At 45.1% G+C, this 24,024-nt stretch carries 25 protein-coding genes; all 25 read left to right on the top strand.

Going from position 1 to position 24,024, the window contains the following annotated elements; translation table 11 throughout:
* Positions 1–32 precede the first annotated feature (32 nt).
* The 25 genes from ACSBOP_RS00420 to ACSBOP_RS00540 all read left to right on the top strand — a co-directional run bounded on the left by ACSBOP_RS00420 (position 33) and on the right by ACSBOP_RS00540 (position 23,938).
* Positions 33–440, top strand: coding sequence for a F0F1 ATP synthase subunit epsilon (locus ACSBOP_RS00420; RefSeq protein ID WP_442602563.1), 408 nt, complete (start codon positions 33–35; stop codon positions 438–440).
* A 222-nt stretch (positions 441–662) separates the two neighbouring features.
* The gene (locus ACSBOP_RS00425; protein WP_442602564.1) at positions 663–1,028 is read left to right on the top strand and encodes an NADH-quinone oxidoreductase subunit A; all 366 of its coding nucleotides are present in this window, start codon (positions 663–665) and stop codon (positions 1,026–1,028) included.
* On the top strand, positions 1,013–1,531 hold the full coding sequence (locus ACSBOP_RS00430; protein WP_258209261.1) for a NuoB/complex I 20 kDa subunit family protein: 519 nt from the start codon (positions 1,013–1,015) through the stop codon (positions 1,529–1,531). Before ACSBOP_RS00425 ends, ACSBOP_RS00430 begins: the two co-directional genes overlap by 16 nt.
* The gene (locus tag ACSBOP_RS00435; RefSeq protein WP_442602565.1) at positions 1,528–2,445 is read left to right on the top strand and encodes an NADH-quinone oxidoreductase subunit C; all 918 of its coding nucleotides are present in this window, start codon (positions 1,528–1,530) and stop codon (positions 2,443–2,445) included. Before ACSBOP_RS00430 ends, ACSBOP_RS00435 begins: the two co-directional genes overlap by 4 nt.
* A gap of 3 nt (positions 2,446–2,448) precedes the next feature.
* Entirely contained in the window at positions 2,449–3,546 is a 1,098-nt protein-coding gene (locus tag ACSBOP_RS00440; RefSeq protein ID WP_442602566.1) for an NADH-quinone oxidoreductase subunit D, read from the top strand.
* Complete coding sequence (gene nuoH, locus ACSBOP_RS00445; protein WP_442602567.1) at positions 3,546–4,568, top strand: NADH-quinone oxidoreductase subunit NuoH; 1,023 nt, start codon at positions 3,546–3,548, stop codon at positions 4,566–4,568. The genes ACSBOP_RS00440 and nuoH overlap by 1 nt, the downstream gene beginning before the upstream one ends.
* Before the next feature lie 3 nt (positions 4,569–4,571).
* Positions 4,572–5,024 (top strand): NADH-quinone oxidoreductase subunit NuoI, encoded by a 453-nt coding sequence (gene nuoI / locus ACSBOP_RS00450; protein ID WP_442602568.1) that lies wholly within the window; start codon positions 4,572–4,574, stop codon positions 5,022–5,024.
* On the top strand, positions 5,017–5,544 hold the full coding sequence (locus ACSBOP_RS00455; RefSeq protein ID WP_442602569.1) for an NADH-quinone oxidoreductase subunit J: 528 nt from the start codon (positions 5,017–5,019) through the stop codon (positions 5,542–5,544). Before nuoI ends, ACSBOP_RS00455 begins: the two co-directional genes overlap by 8 nt.
* 1 nt (position 5,545) lies before the next feature.
* The gene (gene nuoK, locus ACSBOP_RS00460; protein WP_442602570.1) at positions 5,546–5,857 is read left to right on the top strand and encodes an NADH-quinone oxidoreductase subunit NuoK; all 312 of its coding nucleotides are present in this window, start codon (positions 5,546–5,548) and stop codon (positions 5,855–5,857) included.
* Positions 5,858–5,876: 19 nt separating this feature from the next.
* The gene (nuoL, locus tag ACSBOP_RS00465; RefSeq protein WP_442602572.1) at positions 5,877–7,757 is read left to right on the top strand and encodes an NADH-quinone oxidoreductase subunit L; all 1,881 of its coding nucleotides are present in this window, start codon (positions 5,877–5,879) and stop codon (positions 7,755–7,757) included.
* The gene (locus tag ACSBOP_RS00470) at positions 7,751–9,364 is read left to right on the top strand and encodes a complex I subunit 4 family protein (protein WP_442602573.1); all 1,614 of its coding nucleotides are present in this window, start codon (positions 7,751–7,753) and stop codon (positions 9,362–9,364) included. The genes nuoL and ACSBOP_RS00470 overlap by 7 nt, the downstream gene beginning before the upstream one ends.
* Complete coding sequence (locus ACSBOP_RS00475; protein ID WP_442602574.1) at positions 9,324–10,889, top strand: NADH-quinone oxidoreductase subunit N; 1,566 nt, start codon at positions 9,324–9,326, stop codon at positions 10,887–10,889. The genes ACSBOP_RS00470 and ACSBOP_RS00475 overlap by 41 nt, the downstream gene beginning before the upstream one ends.
* 135 nt (positions 10,890–11,024) lie before the next feature.
* Complete coding sequence (locus tag ACSBOP_RS00480; protein WP_442602575.1) at positions 11,025–13,157, top strand: S8 family peptidase; 2,133 nt, start codon at positions 11,025–11,027, stop codon at positions 13,155–13,157.
* The gene (locus ACSBOP_RS00485) at positions 13,154–13,411 is read left to right on the top strand and encodes a DUF1146 family protein (RefSeq protein ID WP_442602576.1); all 258 of its coding nucleotides are present in this window, start codon (positions 13,154–13,156) and stop codon (positions 13,409–13,411) included. Before ACSBOP_RS00480 ends, ACSBOP_RS00485 begins: the two co-directional genes overlap by 4 nt.
* Before the next feature lie 178 nt (positions 13,412–13,589).
* Positions 13,590–14,936 (top strand): UDP-N-acetylglucosamine 1-carboxyvinyltransferase, encoded by a 1,347-nt coding sequence (murA, locus tag ACSBOP_RS00490; protein ID WP_442602577.1) that lies wholly within the window; start codon positions 13,590–13,592, stop codon positions 14,934–14,936.
* A gap of 316 nt (positions 14,937–15,252) precedes the next feature.
* Complete coding sequence (gene spoIID, locus ACSBOP_RS00495) at positions 15,253–16,518, top strand: stage II sporulation protein D (protein WP_442602578.1); 1,266 nt, start codon at positions 15,253–15,255, stop codon at positions 16,516–16,518.
* Positions 16,519–16,606: 88 nt separating this feature from the next.
* Positions 16,607–17,335 carry a peptidoglycan DD-metalloendopeptidase family protein gene (locus tag ACSBOP_RS00500; protein WP_442602579.1) on the top strand — a complete coding sequence of 243 codons (729 nt, stop codon included), beginning with the start codon at positions 16,607–16,609 and terminating at the stop codon, positions 17,333–17,335.
* Between the two features lie 181 nt (positions 17,336–17,516).
* Positions 17,517–17,807: a sporulation transcriptional regulator SpoIIID gene (gene spoIIID / locus ACSBOP_RS00505; RefSeq protein ID WP_258209248.1), complete on the top strand. Its 291-nt coding sequence runs from the start codon at positions 17,517–17,519 to the stop codon at positions 17,805–17,807.
* A 170-nt stretch (positions 17,808–17,977) separates the two neighbouring features.
* Positions 17,978–18,976, top strand: coding sequence for a rod shape-determining protein (locus ACSBOP_RS00510; protein WP_442602580.1), 999 nt, complete (start codon positions 17,978–17,980; stop codon positions 18,974–18,976).
* 38 nt (positions 18,977–19,014) lie between these two features.
* Positions 19,015–19,917: a flagellar hook-basal body protein gene (locus ACSBOP_RS00515; protein ID WP_442602581.1), complete on the top strand. Its 903-nt coding sequence runs from the start codon at positions 19,015–19,017 to the stop codon at positions 19,915–19,917.
* A 14-nt stretch (positions 19,918–19,931) separates the two neighbouring features.
* Entirely contained in the window at positions 19,932–20,789 is an 858-nt protein-coding gene (locus ACSBOP_RS00520; protein WP_442602582.1) for a flagellar hook-basal body protein, read from the top strand.
* 4 nt (positions 20,790–20,793) lie between these two features.
* A complete protein-coding gene (locus ACSBOP_RS00525; RefSeq protein ID WP_442602583.1) occupies positions 20,794–21,042 on the top strand; it encodes a DNA-directed RNA polymerase subunit beta in 249 nt (82 codons plus the stop codon).
* A 114-nt stretch (positions 21,043–21,156) separates the two neighbouring features.
* Complete coding sequence (locus tag ACSBOP_RS00530; RefSeq protein ID WP_442602584.1) at positions 21,157–21,669, top strand: CDP-alcohol phosphatidyltransferase family protein; 513 nt, start codon at positions 21,157–21,159, stop codon at positions 21,667–21,669.
* 24 nt (positions 21,670–21,693) lie between these two features.
* Positions 21,694–22,125, top strand: coding sequence for a 3-hydroxyacyl-ACP dehydratase FabZ (gene fabZ, locus ACSBOP_RS00535; RefSeq protein ID WP_442604328.1), 432 nt, complete (start codon positions 21,694–21,696; stop codon positions 22,123–22,125).
* Between the two features lie 73 nt (positions 22,126–22,198).
* Entirely contained in the window at positions 22,199–23,938 is a 1,740-nt protein-coding gene (locus ACSBOP_RS00540) for a phospho-sugar mutase (protein ID WP_442602585.1), read from the top strand.
* Positions 23,939–24,024 lie beyond the last annotated feature (86 nt).

The raw sequence follows: 24,024 nt of genomic DNA on the forward strand, positions 1-24,024 counted from the left end.
TTTGCAAAAAGGGAAGCATAGGGGGAATAAACGTGAGTACATTCCTGTTGGAAGTTGTCACTCCGGAACGTAAAGTGTACGCGAAGGACGCTTCAATGATCGTTGTTAGAGGTGCAGAGGGAGAACTTGGTATTCTCCCAAACCACATTCCACTCGTAACTCCTTTACGTATTGCGCCTTTAGTTGTTAAACATGCCGGTGGCAAGGATGAGATCATTGCTGTAAACGGTGGGTTTATGGAAGTGCGCAAGGATAAAGTTGTTATTCTCGCGGAAAGTGCTGAACTGCCTGAAGAGATCGATACGGAGCGTGCGATGGTCGCTAAAGAACGTGCTGAAAAACGTCTTGCTTCTAGTCAGCATGATGTGAATATGCTGCGTGCTGAGCATGCTTTGCAAAGAGCACTCAATCGAATGCATGTATCCGAAAACAGAAAATAAGATGGATGAAAAGAGCCCTTTGGGGCTCTTTTTTTATGAATATTTATGAACAAACAAGGTAATTTGACTTCCTATCAAGAAATTATATAGAAGGTTCATAATATTGTGAGTATTTTCATTAGACACTCAAAAAAGCCCTGTGATATAATTGTATAGGCGAATATTACCAATTTTAATGGTTGTGATAAGCATCCTTGATAAGATGGAGGCGGTTTCAAACAAATGCATTCGAACAATTATCTCATTGTCGCTATTTTTCTTCTATTGGGTATTGGACTCGCGATCGTTGCATTTTCGGTAGGAAAATTGTTACGGCCTTACAAGCCGACTGAACCGAAATACACGACTTATGAGAGCGGGAACGAACCTGTCGGAGAAGGACAAATTCGCTTTAACATTCGTTATTACTTATTTGCGCTGATGTTTGTTATTTTTGACGTGGAGACGGTGTTCTTATATCCATGGGCTGTTGCATATAATCAGCTTGGATTATTTGCATTAGTTGAGATGTGCATCTTTATCGTTCTGCTCTTGGTCGGTCTACTTTACGCTTGGAAGAAGAAGGTGCTGCAATGGAATTCAATTTAGAATCAATCTCTCCTGAAGAGAGACAAGAGCTGGAGCGCAATGTGTTCATGACAACGCTGGAGCAAGTTAAAGCGTGGGCCCGAAGCAATTCACTGTGGCCATTAACGTTTGGACTTGCGTGCTGTGCGATTGAAATGATGGGCACAGGCGCTTCTCACTATGATTTGGACCGATTTGGTGTTATTTTTAGAACTTCGCCGCGCCAATCGGATGTTATGATCGTCGCTGGAACGGTAACGAAGAAGATGGCGCCACTACTTCGCCGATTGTATGACCAGATGCCAGAACCCAAATGGGTCATTGCGATGGGATCATGTGCAACAGCTGGTGGTCCTTATGTAAAATCCTATGCGGTTGTAAAAGGCGTGGATCAAGTGGTACCCGTTGATATTTATATTCCAGGCTGCCCACCCAATCCAGCTGCACTTATCTACGGTATTAACAAGCTGCAAGAAAAAATCCGTTATGAAGCGAAGACTGGGAAGCAGGTGACGAATCGATGAGCGATGAGCAAAAACGAGACGAAACCCTTACACAAGCGAAGGTAGCTGCAGAGAATAAAGAATCGACAGCATTGGACAATACTGCGGCAAACCCAATCGAAGCAGTTTCCGAAGCAGAAGATAGTAAGCGTTCTCATAATGCTGAAGAGCATGCATCTAACGAGGGTTTAACTTCAGAAGATGGACAACCTGCTTCGACGGATAAGCCGTCTGCGACAGAATCAGCGCCGCCAGCGGAGCCTGCGGCGCAATCACCCGCGCCCGCAGCAGAGCCGGGCGCTGCAGGCGCATCCGACGTCCCTGCGGGAGACGTCGAAGATGCCGCCGCCGCTAAAGCTGCAGCAGCGGCAGCAGCCCGTGCCGCGCGCGATCAAGCTCGCGCGGCCAAAGCCGCAGACGCCGCAGCTGAAGCGGAAGCGGCGCCCAAAGCTCCCTCCCCGAATCAGCCTGTGCTGGATCGGGTCGTAGCCATCCTCCGCGAACAAATTGACGCGGAAGCTGTCGTTGAGGCGTCGATCAACGAGACCGACGCCGATGCCCCTGTTGTGGTCGTTCACAGCGACCATTGGCTGCGTGCAGCTAAGCTGCTGCGCGATCACGAAGAGCTGGAACTAACGTATCTGCGTAACCTCTCAGGTGTCGATCATGGCACGTTCATGGAAGTGACGTACCACTTGATCTCACTGAGCAAGCGCATCGATTATACATTTAAAGTGAGAACCGATCGGGATACACCGTCCGTTCCTTCTGTTACGCCAATCTGGGCGACTGCGAATTGGAACGAGCGCGAGACGTACGATTTGTTTGGTATTGATTTCCCGGGGCACCCGGCACTTACGCGGATCATGTTATCCGATGATTGGATCGGCCATCCACTGCGTAAAGATTATGAACAGTATGACCCGGAGGTGTAGCTCTTGTTACGGACAGAAGAACTGCTGCTGAACGTCGGTCCTCAGCACCCGAGTACGCATGGTGTGTTTCGTATTATCGTGAAGCTGGATGGAGAGATCATTCAAGAAGCGATTCCGGTTATGGGTTACTTGCATCGTGGAACCGAAAAACTGGCGGAGAATCTGAACTATACACAGATTATTCCGTATACGGATCGTATGGATTACGTGTCAGCGATGACAAATAACTATGTGCTAGTAAATGCAGTTGAACAAATGATGGGCCTCGTTATACCTGAACGTGCAGAATACCTTCGTTTGGTCGTAATGGAACTGCAGCGTATCGCGTCTCACTTGGTTTGGTGGGGCACATATCTCTTGGATATTGGAGCGCTGAGCCCGTTCTTATATGCATTCCGTGAACGTGAAATCATCATTGATTTATTCAACGAACTATGTGGTGCGCGGCTTACTTATAACTACATGCGTGTAGGAGGAGTGAAGTGGGACGCACCTGATGGATGGCTAGACAAAGTACGTGATTTCTTGCCGTTAATGAGTTCCAAGATTGAGCAATACGAGAAGCTAGTATCTGGCAATGAAATTTTCCTAGCTCGGGTTAAAGGAGTCGGTAAATACGACGCTGAGACAGCGATTCAATACGGATTAAGCGGAGCTAACCTGCGTTGTACCGGTGTAAACTGGGATTTACGAAAAGATCAACCATACTCGATTTATGATCGATTTGAGTTTGACGTCCCTGTTCGGGATGGTGGTGATTGCTATGACCGTTATTTGATTCGGATGGAAGAGATGCGTCAATCGATTCGTATTTTGGAGCAAGCAATGAAGCAATTCCCGGCTACAGGTGAAATTATGGGCAAAGTCCCACGGATCTTGAAGCCGACAGGTGAGATTTACTCCGCAATCGAATCACCGCGTGGTGAGATTGGCTGTCATATCGTGGCACAAGGTCGACCTGAGCCGTATCGTCTTAAATTTAGAAGACCGTCATTCGTAAACCTGCAAATATTACCGAAACTTCTCGTCGGAGAATCCATGACGAACCTCATCACCATTTTGGGCGGGGTTGATATTGTAGTCGGGGAGGTTGACGCCTAATGCTTGAGTTAGTAGCTGAAACATTAACGTGGAGCAACTTTGCAATTTTCATTGCAGTTGGAATTGCGATGCTATTGATCGTACTTGGTTTCGTTACGTATGCCATTTACTTTGAACGTAAAGTTATTGGATATATGCAATTCCGCTACGGTCCGACTCGTACAGGGCCTTTTGGCTTGCTACAATCCGTTGCGGACGTATTAAAATTGCTTCTCAAAGAAGACACCATTCCGCGCAAAGCGGAGCGTCAATTGTTTATTTTAGCTCCGATTATTACGTTCGTGCCTTCATTCTTAGTGGTCGCGACAATTCCGTTTACAGCAAATTTCTTGCATGCGGATTTGAATATCGGGGTTTTGTACGTGATCGCACTATCGGGAATTTCCACGATGGGTATTGTACTGGGTGGTTGGTCGTCTAACAACAAATACGCGCTGCTTGGCGGGATGCGCTCTGCTGCACAAATGATTTCCTATGAAATTCCACTTGTTATGTCGATTGTAGGTGTGGTGATGATGACAGGTTCAATGAACCTTCGCATCATCGTGGAAGGTCAACAAGGTTACTTCTGGCAGTGGAATTTCCTTCCGCAGATTATTGGTTTCTGCGTCTTTATTGTAGCGATGATTTCAGAGCTCAATCGTACACCGTTTGACCTTCCTGAAGCGGAGTCTGAGCTTGTTGCAGGTTACCATGTGGAATATAGTGGTTTCCGTTTTGCCTTCTATATGCTTGCGGAATATGTGTATGTGTTCGTATTCTCCGCACTGCTCACGATTCTTTTCTTGGGCGGCTGGAATGCACCGATTCCACAGCTCGATTTTATACCAGGAATTATCTGGTTCATATTGAAGTTTTCACTTGTTGTCTTCTTCTGCTTCTGGCTGCGTGCGACATTACCACGTGTGCGTATCGATCAACTGATGAGCCTCGGATGGAAAGTGCTGCTGCCACTGGCATTGCTTAATGTTTTTGTAACAGCGGGATATATGAGTCTGAAATCCTGGATCATGGGAGGGTAACCGATGAAAGGGATCGTCAAAGGTCTAGGTATAACGCTCAAAGCGTTTACGGAGAAAAAAGTAACATACGCTTACCCGGATGTCCCGCTTAATATGCCGGATCGTTTCCGTGGTATTCAGCATTTTGAGCCAGATAAATGCATCGTGTGCAACATGTGCGCGAAGATTTGTCCGACCGACTGTATTACGCTTACAGGTAAGCCGAACCCAGACCCTGAGAAGAAGGGGAAGGTTATCGATACGTACGATATTAACTTTGAAATTTGTATCCTTTGTGATTTATGTACCGAAGTGTGTCCGACAGAGGCGATCGTCATGACGAACAATTTTGAGCTTAGCACGTATTCGCGTGATGAGTTGTTCAAGGATAGGGATTGGCTGACGAACAACGACTCTTTGGTACGTAAAGAGAACGTTCCTATGGCTCCGAAAGGGGGCGCGACGAAGGATGTTTAGTGGACTCGGAGATTTTTTATCGAATGGTCAAAATATTGCATTCCTCATACTCGCTATGTTTGCGATCGGCGGGGGACTTTATATGATCATGTTCGCGAAAGTCATTCACATGCTCATTTCAGTCGCAGTTACGTTCCTTTCCTTAGCGGGCATTTATCTGATCTTGGATGCTGAGTTCCTAGCAGTTGTTCAAGTGCTGATTTATGCGAGTGCAATCTCGATTCTGATGATTTTCGGCATTATGATGACGAAACATCGGAGCGAAGAGGAGAAGGATACGCGCAAATGGCATATTGCTTTTTCATTTATCGGAGCATTGGCACTGTTCGGTATTTTGTTCTATGCGATCCAGACAGCGACATTCCCGGATGGCACACCATTTGACCCGGGTAAAGATAATACACTTGAAATTGGTAAACTGCTGTTCAACCAGCATGTGATTCCGTTTGAAATTATGTCCGTGCTTCTCACAGTTGCCTTCATCGGTGCTGTCATTATCGCGAAAAGGGAGGAAGAGTAAGATGGGTGGAGTTATTGCTCCTTACTTAACGCTGGCTGCGATATTATTTACGATCGGTTTATTTGGCGCTCTAACGAAGAAGAATGGTGTCATTGTGCTGCTCTCCATTGAACTGATGCTCAATGCAGTGAACTTGAATTTGGTCGCCTTCTCCAAGATGGGAGTTAAACCTTCGCTTACTGGACAAATATTTTCCTTGTTCAATATCACAATCGCTGCAGCCGAGGTAGCAGTTGGTGTCGCAATATTGATCCTCCTCTACCGCAACAAGGGAACGACTGACGTGACAGAAATCGATTCAATGAAACGATAAGGGAGAGGATGGTTAAAAGATGGCTTCAGACTACTCGCAATACGCCTGGTTAATTCCGTTGTTTCCTCTGCTCGCGTTTCTTGTTTTGATGGCTGTAGGGCGTCAATTGAAGGGATTCGGCAGTTATATCGGCATCATTGCCATGCTCGCTTCCTTTGTGTTAGCTGTACTGATCTTCCTAGAGCGGATGGGTGGCAAAGTAGCTGATTATTCGTGGAGTGACTGGCAGTGGCTCAGCATTGGTGATTTTTCAATCCGTATGGGTTTTGAAATTACAAATCTGAATGCACTTATGCTTGTAATCGTCACACTGGTGGCGCTGCTCGTTAATATTTATTCCAAAGGCTATATGAAAGGTGACGAACGCATTAACGTATTTTTCTCCTATGTTGCGTTGTTCACATTCTCCATGTTAGGCCTTGTGATATCTGTCAATTTATTAGAACTTTATATTTTCTGGGAGCTTGTTGGGGTGTGTTCGTTCCTTTTGATTGGCTTTTGGTATCACAAGCCAGAGGCGCGCGCAGCTGCGAAGAAAGCTTTTATTATTACAAGAATTGGTGATGTTGGTTTATTGATCGGCCTTCTTCTGTTGTTCTGGTATATGCCAGGGCATGCACTTGATTTTAGCTCGATTCATAATGTGTTTGCTTCGGGCAATGGAGGTATTTCTCAAGGCGTCATAACAGCGATTGCGATTATGATCTTTATTGGTGCGATTGGTAAATCAGGTCAGTTCCCCCTACATACATGGTTGCCTGATGCAATGGAAGGGCCGACACCGATTTCTGCACTTATTCACGCAGCGACGATGGTTGCAGCGGGTGTGTATTTGGTAGCAAGAACGTATGATATTTTCCTTGCTTCCCCAGACGCACTGATTGTTGTTGCTTATGTGGGCGGATTTACAGCTATTTTTGCAGCGACGATTGGTATTGCACAGAACGATATAAAGCGCGTTCTTGCGTATTCTACGGTATCGCAGCTCGGTTACATGATGATGGGACTGGGCATTGGTGTATCGTATACGTCAGGCATGTTCCACTTGTTCACACACGCATTCTTTAAAGCGTTATTGTTCCTTGCAGCAGGCAGCGTCATTCATGCGGTTAAGACGCAAGATATTCGTGAAATGGGCGGCTTAGCTGGCAAAATGAAAATAACGACGATCACCTTCGCCATCGGTGCATTAGCACTAGCAGGGATTGCACCACTTTCTGGTTTCTGGTCAAAGGATACGATCTTAACGGAAGCCTATGAACACAATCAACTGCTGTTCTGGGTCGGCCTTGCAGCTGCATTCTTTACGGCTCTGTACATGGCTCGCGTGTTTTTCCTCGTTTTTACTGGAAAGAAGCGTTCGAATTATGAACCTCATGAATCACCGGTATCGATGACATTACCACTGATCCTATTGGCTGTATTAGCAGTTGCTGCAGGTTTCATAATGACACCTTTCAACCCTTGGCTGGGTGAATTCTTAACAGGTGCTCATCACGAGGAAACAGCAAATTGGATCGTTATCATTCTTTCTACACTTGTAGGTCTACTTGGAATTGGTGTTGGATACGCCTTGTACTATAAGCGTCCAGTTCAATCACCAGGTACACAAGATAATAAGTCAGTACTTTATACCATGCTTCAACGTAAATATTACATCGATGAAATTTATGATTGGGTAATCGTGACACCACTTAAAGGATTGGGTTGGCTGTTGAAGCTATTCGATGAATACGTCGTAGACGGTGTGGTGCGATTAACGACAGCTTCTGTGGTTGGCCTTGGTCGTCTTGGCTCTAGATTGCAAAATGGTCAAGTACAGCGTTATGGCCTAGTATCGCTGGTCGGGCTCGTCATCTTGATGTTGGCCCTTGTGGCAAGGAGGTTCTTCCCATGGTGAATCATATTTTGACAATGGTACTGCTGTCGCCTCTCCTTGGGGTATTGATCCTGTTGTTTATGCCCAAAGACAAGGGCAATTGGCATAAGACTGTAGCCATTCTGACGTCGCTGCTTGCACTAGGACTTGCTATATGGATGTATGTGAGCTTCCAAACGACAGAAGAAGGTATGCAGTTCAGAGAAACACTGGACTGGATCAAGTTCCCGCTTAATCATGAAGGCTTGCCACAGGTGACTTCACTATTTTTCGAAATGAAATTTAGCTTGGCTGTGGATGGAATATCGATGCCACTTGTCTTTTTAACGGCGCTCGTCTCTGTCATGGCGGCTCTGGCATCGGTTAACATTAAGAAACGCTGGAAAACATTTTACATTTTGTTTCTATTACTTGAAGCCGGTATGTTCGGTGTTTTCATGGCACAGGACTTATTCTTATTCTTCTTATTCTTTGAAATGACGCTTGTCCCTGTGTTTTTCTTAGTTGGAATTTGGGGATTTTTAGAAAAAGAGAAAGCGGCAAATCGCTTCCTCATTTATAACGGACTTGGTTCTGCGATCATGTTTGTTGTGTTCCTAATTTTAGTTAGTACGGCTGGATTTAGTGAAATTCGGACAGCGAATGAATGGCACATTTTCTATAGTGGTGATATTCAGAACATGATGAACAATCTTTTAGTAAATCCGCAAGCTTATGTGAATGTGCCAGAAATGGCCGACTTTTACTTAAGCTCCGGTATGAAGTGGACATTGTTCATTCTGCTCCTTGTGGCATTCGGTATCAAGCTGCCCATCTTCCCGTTCCATACGTGGATGTTGAAAGTGCATACGGAAGCACCAACTTCGATCGTTATGATTCACTCTGGCATATTGCTGAAGATGGGGGCATACGGACTTATTCGTTTTGGTGTTATGTTCTTCCCAGAGCAGGCGTATAGCTGGGCTTGGGTGCTTGCGCTACTTGGCGTCATTAACATTTTATATGGAGCTATTCTTGCTTTTGTCCAAAATGAATTCAAGCTTGTGCTTGCATATTCCTCGATTTCGCACATGGGAATCGTGCTGTTAGGTATCGCAGCATTTAATGAAATTGGTCTGCAAGGCGCTATGTTCCAATTGGTATCACACGGCCTTATTTCAGCCTTTTTATTCCTAATTGTCGGTATGATTTATGAGCGTACAGGTACGACTGAGTTAAGCAGACTGGGTGGATTAGCTAAATCCATGCCGTTTATTAGCGGTATGCTGCTTGTTGGTGGTATGGCATCACTTGGTTTACCTGGTTTGTCAGGTTTTATTTCCGAATTCCTAGCTTTCCTAGGTCTATTTGAAAATCATAAAGTATACGCGATTCTCGGTATTATGGGTGTCATTCTAACAGCCGTGTATGTTCTTCGTGCTGTACTTGGGATTACGTACGGGAAGTTGCCAGAGCAGTATGCAAACCTCCGAGATGCGAGATGGATTGAAGCTCTGCCGATGGTTGTGCTCGTGGCATTCATACTCGTGATTGGCATTTATCCGAGTGTACTAAGTGACCCAATGAAGCTGACGTTGAGTGGGTTTGATGCTTTTATGCAAGCTATCGCTCAGAAGATGGGGGGTTAAACCAGTGGAACAGTTACGATTACATGCATCGGATTTAAACCATCTCTGGCCAGAATTAATACTTGTCATCGCAGCAATTGTGTTGTCTGTTCTTGATTTGGCTCTGCCGAGCAAGCGCAGCCGCACATTTGTTGGTTGGTTGACACTTGTAAGTTTGATTGTATCCGGGGTATTCGTTTGCCTACAGCTAAATCTTGAAGCACCGGTTGAATTATTACTAGGTTCGTATCGTGTGGATGATTTCGCTAGTCTCCTGAAGCTGGTATTCCTCTTAGGTACAGCATTTGTTGTACTGATGAGCATTGGCTCTGTGAAGAAGACGGATATTCCGAATGTAGGCGAGTACTATTACTTCCTCCTTCCAGCAACATTAGGAGCGATGGTAATGGCATCATCTGCTGATATGATTACCCTATATGTGGGACTTGAGCTGCTTAGTATCACATCATACATCATGGTTGCGATGCGTAAGAACAGTTTCCGTTCTAACGAAGGTGCTTTCAAGTATCTCGTGATGGGCGGTATTTCCTCGGCAATGATTCTGTATGGAATGTCGTTCTTATATGGGATTTCAGGTTCAACTAATTTGGCCGCTGTAAAAACAGGCATCCTTACTAATTTCACATCTTTTGAAGCTTTGATCTACGTTGCGTTTTTCTTTTTAATTGCAGGTTTCGGTTTTAAAATAGCGGCAGCTCCGTTTCACACATGGGCACCAGATGTGTATCAAGGCGCACCAACACCGATTACGGCTTTCTTAGCAGTTGTGTCCAAGGGAGCGGCATTTGCAATTTTATTCCGCATTGTATACAACTTGTTCCTTCTACTACCGCAAGATGGTCCTACAGGAGCACTTGTATCTGATGTGTTCTTAACACTTGGCGTTGTGGCTGCAATCGCGATGATTGTCGGTAATGTAGTTGCTTTACGTCAGACGAGTGCAAAGCGGTTACTTGCTTACTCCGGAATTGCGAATGCAGGTTATTTACTTGTACCGCTTGCCACGCAGTTCTCGACGGCTCATTACAGTAATTTCTCTGAATTTATTTATTACTTAATTGCCTATTTGTTTATGAATATTGGGGCTTTAGCCATCGTAACTCTCGTAGAGAAGTCCTCAGGTAGTGATGAAATTAGTGGATTCGCTGGACTCTACTACCGAGCACCGTATACGGCAGTTGCAATGACACTTCTTATTTTGTCGCTTGCAGGTATTCCAATCACAGGCGGATTTTTCGGTAAGTTGTTCATCTTGCTCGGTACGATGGAAACCCATAATTACTGGTTAGCAGCGATCATGCTCGCTACATCAGTTGTGTCCTTTTACTACTACTTTGGCATTGTTCGTCAAATGTATATGCGCAGCGATTATGAATCTGCTCCTATGCAAGTGCCGGGAACAATCGGTTTTACGGCTTGGCTCTGTGTGATTGTCAGCGTAGCGCTAGGAATTTTCCCTAATGTATTGTTACAATATATTGAAAGTGTATTTACCATTACAAAAGATCTGCTATTTGTGTCATAAATTTGCTATAATGAAAGCCACTCCATATTTATGGGGTGGCTTTTGTTCATTTTCACATAATTTCATACATTTTTAGGAAATGGTACATAGATCTATTTTGCAAATTAGGTAAATTTAGGTGAGGATATCGTAAAAATGACAAAAAAATGGAAATGTATCTTTTTGGTAATTGTATGGATGATGAGCATAAGTTGTTCTTTTTCACATCCTTTACAAGCCGCAATTGTGACTGCAACGGACCCTTTACGCGGGAAACAAGCGTACTTGGATCGGATCGGCATTGAGGCAGCCTGGAAAGCAGCATCTTCCTCCCAGAAACCAATCGTTATCGCAGTTGTGGATACAGGAATTGATCTAAACCACCCTGATCTCAAAGCGAATTTAGTACCGGGAACGAACATATTAAATCCGAAGCTGCCACCCCAAGATGAATTTGGCCATGGCACGAATGTTGCTGGTGTCATTGGCGCCATTGCGAATAATGATATCGGGATTGCTGGGATTGTGCGCAACGTGAAACTTATGCCGATTAAAGCGCTCGCTAATGATGGATTTGGTGATGAGAAGAAGTTAGGTGAAGGAATCAAGTATGCCGTTGATCATGGTGCAAAGATTGTTGTGTTATCGCTTGGTCTAAATAAGCAATCTTCCTACTTGGAGAATATAGTGAAGTATGCCGAAGAGCGCGACGTACTTCTAGTAGCGGCGGCAGGCAATGATGGCAGTGCCATTCGGTATCCGGCTGCTTATGCTTCTGTACTTGCTGTAGGTGGAGTTGATGCGAATAATGAGGTTGAACCACGTTCTAACTTTGGGTCTGAGCTCGATGTTGTAGCACCTTGGAATGTGTTCACAACGGCACTTGATGGTCGATATGAGTACAATGAAGGTACTTCAATGGCTGCCCCTCAAGTAGCAGGTGTGGCGGCTCTTATTTGGAATAAATTCCCGCAACTTAAAGCGCATCAGGTACGATCTTTGATTGAGCAAACAGCACAAGATGTTAACACACCAGGTTGGGATGAGCGTACTGGCTATGGATTGGTACGCGCAGATTTGGCACTGACTCGCCCGTATACAGACGACAGTTTTGAACCGAATGATACCAAAGAATTGGCCAAAACGTTATCTGTGAACAAATTAATTCAAGCCTCCTTTTCGTCGCAACAAGATGAAGATTGGTATGCAGTAGACAGCCCTTATGATGGCACCTTGACGCTACGAGCCGATTGGGCAGATAACTCGTCTGTAAGTTTGCTTCATGATGCTGCGGATGGAAGCACAAAATCTTATAAGCTGAAATCCAAGGAAGCTGTACGAATTGGTGTGCATCGTGGGAGAAATTATTTGATGCTGCAGCTGCCACAGATGAAATCAAACATAGCGATTCCATATTCGTTAGAAACAAGCTTTGAAATCTATGCGGATCCTTTTGAAGATAACGATCAACAATATAAAGCGTATGTGCTTCCAGCGCGTACAGGATCGATATTGGGGACTTTTCATCAGACAAAAGATCAGGATTGGTATAAGCTTGTATTGAGCAGATCTGGATCGCTGCGTATTCGTGTTTCGGTCGATACAGCGAGGATGGACCCTGTTCTACTGGTTCAAAGGAAGGGTGAAAAATCCGTTGTTTTCGATAAAAAAGGGGATGGCGGAACCGAAACGACCGAGTTTTTGCCAGTGGTGCCAGGGGAATACTATATACGAGTAAGCAACATTAAAGATTATAGTATGCCTATCATCGGGCAATATGAGCTTTCTGTGGAGTGGAATGAAGAGCCGATCGATCCTTTTGAACCGAATGACAAACCGTTTCAAGCTACAGGTGTAACAAGTGGCACCATATACCGTGGGGTAATCGATCATAAGCAGGACGTGGATTGGTTCCAATTTAACGTCTCACAAGAAGGCCCTGTACAATTTAATATCCGAGATATTTATCCGACTCAAAATCTAGAGGCGACCCTGTACAACGGAATGCTTATGGAAATGGAGTCGCGAAGTCAGGCTGCGGGTACCGGGCAGCTTCAAATTTTGAAGTATTTAAAACCGGGTACTTATTTTATCAAGCTGCATGCAAGTAAGTGGACCGAAAAGCAGACGTATGCGTTAAATATACTCTCGGCTGGGGGCAGCGCCCAAGATAATCATTCGTTATTCTCTTGGGCACTGCACTTTGGTCCTCGTGCAGTTCGATATGAACGAGACATTGCAATAGCTAAAGCAACCGAACAACTTTCAGGAGTGACGCACCCATTATGATTAGTTGGAATAACGATCTTACGAACACCTTTGGATCTTACATGCTCATTGTGCAAATCATTATTTATTTAATAGCGATTGGTCTTGCATGGTGGGGATTGCAGGAAGTTAGGTTTGATGTATTTTTACGTCGTCCGAAAAGTCCTGCTGCAAAAATGTTGCAAATCTTTATAGCTATTGCAATTGGCTCTAATGTAGCTGGATTTTTATTGAACTATTTAGGACTGTCTGTACAACTAGGTTTTTTTCGCTAATTTCTCGAATATTCGAACCTAATTTTGTAAATAATGGGGAAAGAAAGATTCGACAATGCATGACGAATGGCTTGATTAAAAAACGAGCGGTTTCGACACATTGCGGGAGAATTAGTTGATCATCAAAAATGATTTATGCTAAACTAACTACAAAAAATATGTTCGCGGAGGGACCAAGATGAGCAAAATTATCGTCCGCGGTGGTCGAAAAATAACAGGAAGCGTAAAGGTAAACGGTGCGAAAAATGCTGTTCTGCCTATTATTGCGGCTTCCTTGTTAGCTGCGGAGGGAGAAAGCGTCATTCAAGAGGCGCCCCCGCTTCATGATGTCATCACCATTATCCAAGTCTTAGGTGACTTGGGAATTGCAACCGAATATCACCAAGAAACAATTCGCGTTAATGCGACACATATAGCCACTTGCGAAGCATCTTATGAGTTGATTCGTAAAATGAGGGCTTCTTTTCTTGTAATGGGACCACTATTGGCCCGCATGGGCAGAGCGAAGATCTCACTTCCAGGCGGATGTGCGATCGGGACTCGTCCAATTGATCAGCATTTAAAAGGTTTTGAAGCGATGGGTGCTGAGATTGAGCTGGGTCAAGGTTATATCGAAGCAAGAGCAAATGGACGGTTAAAGGGTGCCAAAATATATCTCGATGTCGCTAGTGTTGGCGCGACAGAGAACATTATGATGGCAGCTACTTTGGCTGAAGGCACAACCATTATCGAAAACGCAGCGATGGAGCCAGAAATCGTAGATCTTGCAAACTATTTGAATGCGATGGGTGCGGTGGTACGCGGAGCAGGTACAGGTGTAATACGGATTGAAGGCGTGGAGCAATTACGCGGTGTGGTACATTCCGTCATTCCAGATCGGATTGAAGCAGGAACGTACATGATTGCTGCGGCAATTACAGGTGGAGATGTCTATGTTGAGGGAGCAATCGGCGATCATCTTCGTCCAGTGATTTCGAAATTACAAGAAGTTGGTGTACATGTGGATGAAGATGAGAACGGCATTCGTGTTCGTTCGAATGGATCACTTCGCTCTGTCGATGTGAAGACACTTCCTTATCCAGGTTTCCCAACAGATATGCAATCTCAGATGATGGCATTACTGCTTGTATGCGATGGTACGGGTCTTGTTACAGAGACTGTATTCGAGAATCGATTCATGCATGTAGCTGAATTTAAGAAAATGAACGGTCAAATCAAGGTGGATGGTCGTACTGCCATCGTAAGTGGCGGTTCGCGCCTAGTCGGCGCGAAAGTAAGTGCGACTGACCTTCGTGCAGGAGCAGCACTGATCTTAGCAGGTCTCGTTGCAGAAGGTGAGACGGAGATTACGGAGATCTATCATATTGATCGCGGTTATGTGAATATCACCGACCGTCTAAGCGAGCTCGGTGCCGATATTTCGCGCGTGGAGCCTGCTGCGCTGCAGCAGGAGCTGCAGCCTGAGGCTGTGCCAGCGCGCGTAAGTGATGTGGGCGTGCTAGCCGCGCAGCCCACATGGGCATAGTCCCGTGTGCGCATCAAGCGCCACGACTGGTCTGACGTGCGTAGGCGTAGCCACACGCACGAACATCATACCGGCGCGTATCTAACATTCGCGCCGAACAGAAAAGGGTTCCTCACTTCATTGTGAGGGACCCTTTTCTGCTTTATTGCTTGGCAGCGCATATAACCCTTGTAGCTGCCAACTATCATCTTCGCGCCTATCACCTGAGGCTAATTCAAGTTCTATTCTAGCATCTCTGTTCATACGTATTACTAATCTTGTTTTTATCAGAAGAGACGCAGATTAGATGAACTAGGATACGAAGGAGAGAACGCAGATGTCGAGCATACATAGACAAGCCCCACAATCGGAAGAGCAGCCTCTAACTAACCGAGTCAAGCAGGTTACCCACCGACCTACCATCCATTTTCAAACCAAAGACCAACCCTATCAAGCAGAAAAAGCCTATCCTACGACTAGAGTCCCTTTTCGCCGTAAATCTACTTCATCACGCTGGTTCAAGAACCACTCCCAAAGTCGTCTAAACAAAGGATTATGGGCACTGCTTGTCTTAATCTTTTTCTTTTTTGTCATTCTCGTCATTCCGAGTTTTCTCGCTCACCGCACAGTTCCTTCCAATAAACAAACAATTGGGCAAAATCCACCTGTAGGAGACAAGCCTGATATGCCTCAAGTGAATCCTGACAATGCCGTGCCAGTAGCCGGTGAGAGTCAAGGTATCATGATTCCTGTCTATTTAACAAAGCAAAAAGAGATTGAAACGGTCACACTCGAAGATTATGTTCGTGGGGTCGTGGCGGCAGAGATGCCACTCGAATATGAAATGGAAGCCCTCAAAGCGCAAGCTCTTGCTGCACGTACCTATATCATCAGACGAATGGCAGAGCATGATCGCACACAAGTTCCAGTGCCTGAAGCACTGGTTACCGATACGACTACCCATCAAGTCTATTACAATCGAGCGCAGTTAGAGTCGATACTCGGAGATGGGGGCAGCGCGGCTAGTAAATCGAGGATCGATAAACTGAATCAAGCCGTAAACGAAACCAAGGATCAGATTCTGACCTATGATGGAAAACCGATTAATGCGACCTTCTTCTCTACGAGCGGTGGATATACCGAGAATTCAGAGGATGTATGGCCATTTGCCTCTCCTTACTTAAGAAGCGTCATGTCACCTTGGGATGCAACCTCACCTCGCTATAAGGAGGTCATTACACTCTCTACTACAGAAGCAGCGCGCAAACTTGGAGTCAAGACGATATCTACCTCTGATTCTAGCCGTAATGGTATACGTATAATAGAACGCACAGCGGGTCATCGCATCAAGACGATCACGATCGGCGGCAAGATTTTTACAGGTTCCGAGGTCAGAGCGAAGCTAGGTCTTAAATCGGCGCAGTTCGATTGGCAGTTCAAAGGCAACTCGCTACTTCTGACGACTTATGGTTATGGGCACGGTGTCGGCATGAGCCAGTGGGGAGCCAATGAAATGGCGAAGAAAGGTCAATCTGCTAGCGATATCGTCCGCTATTACTATCAGGGCATTGCGATAACGAAAGCTTCAAACATACTAAACTAACGAACATCTAAATTTTTTATATAAAAATAGTAAAAGCACGTATAAAACTTTTTCACCTGTCAACAATGGTTGATGAGGTGATAATTATATGAGTGATCAAAAACAAGGCTTTGACAACAAATCAAATGCTCCAAAAACGAATCCTGGAGCAGAGCAATCAGCAATGAAGAGATTTTTTGCTAAAAAATGGGTGTTTCCAGTCATCTATGTAGCAGCAGCGGCAATTATCTTAACCTTAACAACATGGCTCTATCAAAATGCTGCTAGTAAGAATGTAAACGAAGCTGTCTCTCAATCCGAGCAAGTGTCCAAAGGTGATCCAGGTAATGGAGCAGTCGCTGCGAATGGCCCTCAGGAGAACATGAAGTGGCCGGTGAAAGACAAGAATGATGTAGACGTCGTGCTCAAGTTCTACGATCGGAATTCAAGCTCTGAAGCAAAAGCACAATCCACCATTGAGTATGCAGATACATTCGTGCCGAACACAGGACTTGCGCTTGCGCGTAAAGACAAAGCAACGTTTGATGTCCTTGCAGCAATGAGCGGTAAAGTATCCGCGGTAGCTACCGATCCTGTCGTGGGAAACTTGGTTGAGATTACACATGCGGATGGAAAAGTAACGGTATACCAAAGCTTATCTGACGTAAAAGTGCAAAAAGGTCAAGATGTGAAGCAGGGCGATGTGATCGCCAAAGCTGGACGAAATGATCTGGAAAAAGCACAAGATGTGCATCTCCACTTTGAAGTTCGTCAAGCAGCTTCTGGGACAGTTTTGAATCCGGAAAACCTTTTGACGCAAAAAGAAGAGAAAAAATAAACAAGTTAGCTGATAACCAAGAAGCGTATGGCCTAGAGCTGTACGCTCTTTTTGTGTTTAAACGGCAGTCTTTTTCAAAATATTTGTACACAAATGGGCTTGTCAGGCTTGGTCACAAAGAATATTAGCCCTTGCCCCTCATATAATGTACCAATCTAACTTGAGCAGGGAGGCGAGAGGCGTGCACGATTACATCAAAGAGCGGACGATCAAAATCGGAACTTGTATCGTGGAAACAAAAAATACGGTTCGAACGATCGCGAAGGAATTTGGGGTTTCTAAAAGTACGGTGCACAAGGATTTGACAGAACGACTTCCAGAAATTAATCCTGATCTAGCTAACCAAGTTAAACATATTCTGGAGTATCACAAATCCATTCGTCATTTAAGAGGAGGCGAAGCTACTAAAATTAAATACCGTAAATCGACCCATCCCAAGCAATCGGAACCGCTAATTCCGGTCAAGTCCTAAGTGCGTTATAGCGTCCTCCCAAATTTGTTGTAAGTTGTCGAGATTCGTCAAGAAAAAAAAGAATATACTGTGTTTTTTTAACGAATATAGTTTATAATTATTAGAGATAATCGCAAATAGATGCCGATTCTTTTTTGGACGGACGGAAATTTTAGGGAGGCTAAGTTTAGATGTTTAGTAAAGATATAGGAATTGACCTGGGAACGGCCAATGTGCTGATTCACGTAAAGGGGCACGGCGTAGTTCTGGATGAACCTTCTGTAGTCGCTATTGAGAGCGAATCTAAGAGGGTTCTTGCTGTTGGAGAAGAAGCTAGACGCATGGTGGGTCGTACACCTGGCAACATTATCGCGATCAGACCACTCCGAGACGGCGTTATTGCAGATTTTGATGTGACGGAAGCGATGCTGAAGTATTTTATTCAAAAAGTAGGCGGTAAGAACTGGTACTCATCTCCTCGTGTTCTTATTTGTGCACCAACGAATATCACATCTGTGGAACAAAAAGCAATTCGTGAAGCTGCTGAACACTGCGGAGCGAAGGAAGTATTCATGGAAGAAGAGCCGAAAGCCGCAGCAATCGGAGCCGGAATGGATATTTATCAACCAAGTGGTAACATGGTCGTGGATATTGGTGGAGGCACAACAGATATCGCCGTTCTATCAATGGGTGATATCGTAACCTCCTCTTCTGTCAAAATTGCAGGGGACAAGTTCGATTCTGCAATCTCGAAATACATAAAAAATAAATATAAGCTATTAATTGGCGAGCGAACTGCCGAAGATATAAAGGTGAACATAGGAACTGTTTATCTGAACGGTCAACGTGCGGAGATGGATATTCGCGGACGTGATATGGTTTCTGGCTTGCCACTGACAATTACGATTCATTCAGGTGAAGTGCAAGAAGCGCTATGGGATTCCGTTTCATCTATTGTAACGGCTGCCAAAAGTGTGCTGGAACGCACGCCGCCTGAACTATCTGCAGATATTATCGACCGTGGTGTGATCTTAACAGGTGGCGGCGCGATGCTGCATGGACTTGATCAATTGCTCGCTGATGAATTGAAAGTGCCAGTCTTGATCGCAGAAGATCCAATGCATTGCGTAGTAAAAGGGACAGGAATTATGCTCGATAATTTGGACAAGGTGTCGAAACGCAAGTTTTAATGTAAAGGCACTTTGCTCCTTCGTAGAGGGGGGTTTTGATGTTAAGGGGATTGTACACCGCAGCAGGTGGCATGATTACACAGCAGCGTAAACATGATACAGTGACGAACAACATTGCGAACATAAATACACCTGGCTTTAAACAAGGCATTTCGTTAGCACGCTCTTTTCCAGAGGCACTCGTAACCGCTATGGGGACCGACGCTTCTGCATCAGGCAGACCCAATGGCCAAATAGGTCGACTAACAACGGGTATATTTGCTGAAGAGAACGTTTCGATCTATGGGCAGGGTGATTTGCAAGAGACGAACAATACATATGACTTTGCTCTGCGGTCGAACATTCAAGTTCCCGGAATGAGATTTGATGCTACGGGCAAATCCTTGGATGATAACGGCACTGTAACTTTTCAGCCGCACGCTTTTTTTACAATGGTTAATGAGAATGGCGAACGCCGTTACTCGCTCAATGGGAAGTTCACAGTGAATGAGGCAGGAGAGCTTATCAATTCGAACGGAAATCGCCTCATTGATCAAGCTGGAGCACCTATTGTACTTAAGGATGCGAACGATGAACCTCTTCGTGACTTCAAGGTAACAGATAAAGGTATTTTCGTAGATAAAGAGGGACAGCCTCTTGCGGATGCGAATGGAGATCCTCTTAAACTTATGATTACGAAAGCGGAGAATCCGAATCTACTCCTTCGTGAGGGAAATGGATTATACGCCATTCGATCAGAGGATGAGGCAACTCTTACACCGTTATTGGACACGGATGCAGCTGAGGTGCGTCAGGGGTATATTGAACGCTCCAATGTGGATCCGACTCAATCCATGGTTGACATGATGACGGCACAAAGAGCATACGAAGCGAATCAGAAAGTCATTCAATTCTACGATCGAAGCTTAGAAAAAGCTGTGAATGAGATCGGACGGATTTAACAGGAGGAGCGACTATGAATCATTCAATAATTAGTTCGTCCGTTTCACTGCAAGGTTTGCAGCAAAAACTGGACATCCTGGCAGGCAATATGGCCAATGCGAATACGACGGGCTATAAGAAGACGCAAGCGTCTTTTGAGGATGTACTCACAAAGGTGAAGTCGCAGCCAGAAGATTTCCGTCAGCCAGGCCGGATGACTCCGCTAGGACTTAATCAAGGCTTTGGTGCTAGACTTGTGAATATGCACAAAGATATGACACAAGGCTCGATTCAGCCATCAGATGGCCCGCTAGACTTCGCTGTGGAAGGTAATGGCATGTTTGAAGTTGGTATTCAGACGGTTGATGCAAATGGTAACCCTTCTGTGAAGTCTGCATGGACGAAGAACGGTTCTTTTGCAATTACGATGAATCAAAATCGCGAAGAAGTTCTGACAACCAAAGAAGGCTATGCGGTTTACAATACAGATGGCGATCCCATTATTATACCGACGAATCATCGGGTTCAGGTAGATGCGAACGGCCATATGCTTGCTTATGATAAAGCAGACGCGGGAGCTCCTCCGGTTGATTTGGGGCAAATGCGAATTGTACGCGCCGTTCGACCGCAGTTATTGCGAGGACTTGGCGACAATATGTATGAACTGCCTGCAGGTGTGGATCGTAATCAAGTATTAAGTGACCTAGCTAATGAAAATCCTTTAAATGGGGACCCAATTCGTGTGATGCAAGGTTTCTTGGAGCATTCCAATGTGAATTTAACAGATGAAATGTCTGAACTGATTATGGTTCAGCGTGCTTTTCAGCTTAATTCACGAGCAATTACTTCCTCGGATACGATGATGGGCTTGGCGAATAATCTACGTGGTTAAATCAATGGAACCTATGGTAACCGATAATCCAGATGCAGCTGCTGATCGGATGAAGAAGCCAAGTAAACCGAAGAAAAAATGGCAGAAGGTCACGCTGACCATTTTAAAATATATACGCGTCCCTGCTCTTTTCATCGTGCTGGCATGTGTCGGCTTGTGGGTCGGTTATGTGAAGCTTGGTAAACAGCCGATGGGCGATATGATGCACTGGAGTACATGGAAGCATTTATTCGATCTTATTTTTGCAGATTAAATCACTTATAGCCTTTGGCATTTCAATCTGGAAGCTCCCGCAAGGGAGTTTTATTTTTGTTTCAGGAAATGTATAATGAATGAAACTAGTAACATGGCAAGGGAGAGGGACTTTTTGAATGTACCGAATTTGCTTACAATAAGCAGGTTTGTCCTCATTCCCGTTTTCCTGTTCTGTTTTTTTCTGGGGTATTTGAAGACATCTTTTGTTATACTCGCACTCGCCGGACTGACAGATGTGGCAGACGGTTATTATGCAAGGACACATAAACAAATTACGCCGATGGGCACGATGCTGGATCCCTTGGCTGACAAAACAATGATGCTTGCCGTTGTTATTTCACTTTTATTATCGGGAATGATTCCTTGGCAAGCCGCACTCGTAATGTTTATTCGGGATGCGGGGATGATCTTGGGATCTGCATATTTTTATTTTCGAGGAAAGAAGACAGTCCCGGCTAATGCATTTGGTAAATGGACGACAGTCCTTTATTATTTAGGCATTTTCTTTATCTTTTTTCAATTTTCGTTCGCTATTGTGTATTTATGGTGTGTGATTGTGTTTTCTTTTGTGACTTCGCTCATCTATGTAGGGCAATTTACGATGCTGAATCGAAGTCGTACATAAGTAATTTGGAGGGAGCTTTAAATGATGCTGGATATTAATCAAATTCAAGAAATTATACCTCACCGACCGCCATTTCTATTGGTAGATCGTATTCTGGAGGTAGAAGACGGTAAGCGTGCAGTTGGCATTAAAAATGTGACAATCAATGAGCCTTTTTTCACAGGTCATTTTCCAGGTTACCCGGTTATGCCGGGTGTGCTCATTGTTGAAGCATTGGCGCAAGTAGGCGCAGTGGCAATCTTGAAAATGGAAGCGAACAAAGGCAAACTTGCGTTTTTTGCAGGAATTGATAACTTCCGTTTTCGTGGACAGGTCGTTCCTGGTGATACCTTAACACTATCTATGGAAATTACACGTCTCAAAGGTACAGTTGGAAAAGGTTCTGCTGTTGCTAAGGTTGGAGACAAAGTTGTGGCAGAAGGCGAATTGATGTTTGCCCTCTCGAATGCCAACTAACTTTCGTCTGATTGAATGATCCAAACGACTAACGTGCAGGAATCATCCTGTATGGGGAAAAGGGGAAATATTCATGGCAACATTGACACGTATTCAAACTGAATATCAACGATGGCTGAATGACCCAGTAGTGGATGATTTGACGAAAGAAGAGCTGCGTGCGATTGCAGAGTCCCCGAAGGAAATGGAAGATCGCTTTTACAAAGATTTGGAATTCGGAACCGGAGGCTTGCGTGGTGTCATGGGTGCGGGTACGAATCGATTGAATGTGTATACAGTGGGTCGTGCTACGCAAGGACTGGCTCATTACATTCAAAGTCTTACTTCGAGTGTTGACCAAGATGTAAAGGGCAAGCAAGCATCGGTCGTGATCGCGTATGACTCGCGTCATCGCTCGGCTGAATTTGCATTGGAAGCGGCACTGGTACTGGCTGGTAACGGCATTAAAGCTTATGTATTCGAAGAGCTTCGCCCCACACCGGAGCTATCATTTGCTGTGCGCGAACTTGGTGCGACAGCAGGGATTGTCATTACTGCAAGCCATAATCCGCCTGAGTACAATGGATATAAAGTCTATGGCTCAGACGGTGGTCAGTTAACGACAGATGGTGCGAATGAAGTTACACGACAAATTCAAAGTATTACGGCATTTAGTGAAGTACGCAGGATGACTCGTGAAGAAGCCTTAGCATGCGATCTGTTGGAATGGATTGGGGAAGTGATCGATCGTCGTTATCTGGAAGCGGTGACTGCTGTGAGTCAGCGTCCAGACGTGGTGAAAGCAATGAGCGGAGATTTCCGTATTGTGTATACACCACTGCATGGTGCTGGGAATCAGCCTGTACGCCAGGCGCTTGCTGCTGCAGGTTTCGAACAGGTACGTGTTGTTGCTGCACAAGAATTACCTGATCCTGAGTTTTCGACGGTGAAGTCACCGAATCCTGAGGAGCGGGATGCATTCACACTTGCACTCGAAGATGCACGAGCATGGGATGCCGATATGATTATCGGTACGGACCCGGACGCAGACCGCATGGGGGCAATTATTAAAGATATTACAGGTGAGTATGTGGCGCTCAGTGGTAATCAATCAGGTGCTATTATCGTGAATTACTTACTAAGCTCCATGCAGGAGCGAGGCGAATTGCCGGATCACGGTGTGATCATCAAGACAATTGTGACCAGTGAGATGGGTGCTGCGATTGCAGCTTCATATGGTGTTGAAACACGCAACACACTCACAGGCTTTAAATACATTGGTGAGCTAATGACACAATTCGCAGCGACGGGTGAGAAACAATTCTTATTCGGTTACGAAGAGAGCTACGGTTACCTTGCAGGTACGTATGCGCGTGATAAAGATGCGATTGTGGCAGCGTTGCTGATTTGCGAAGCAGCTGCTTACTATAAAAGCAAAGGCCAGACACTGGCTAACGCTCTGCATGAGCTGTACGCATCACACGGCTATTTTATGGAAAAACTGGAATCAAGAACGATGAAGGGCAAGGATGGGATCGAGCGTATTCGTGCTGTCATGGATATGTGGCGTGCGAATCCTCCGCAAATGATTGCGGGAATGCCTGTTCAGGAGCTTGAGGACTACACACAGGGACTTCATGGATTGCCGCGTGAGAATGTGATCAAGTGCAAGCTTGAGGGTGGCTCATGGTTCTGTTTGCGCCCTTCGGGCACGGAACCGAAGATGAAGTTTTATTTTGCCGTAAAGGGCACTTCGCTTGAAGATGCACAGCAGCAGTTAGCGGTTGTTTCCGAGGCTGTTATGAAGCAAATTGATGCGGAGCTCTTGGCCTAACCGCAGGAGATAGCCTAATGGTGAGATGACCTCTCCTGATGCATATGCGTTTGGGAGAGGTTTTTGTGTGAAGAGAAATCTAAATA

Origin of the sequence: Paenibacillus sp. KN14-4R (assembly GCF_052180255.1) — a bacterium.
Lineage (GTDB): Bacteria > Bacillota > Bacilli > Paenibacillales > NBRC-103111 > Paenibacillus_AM.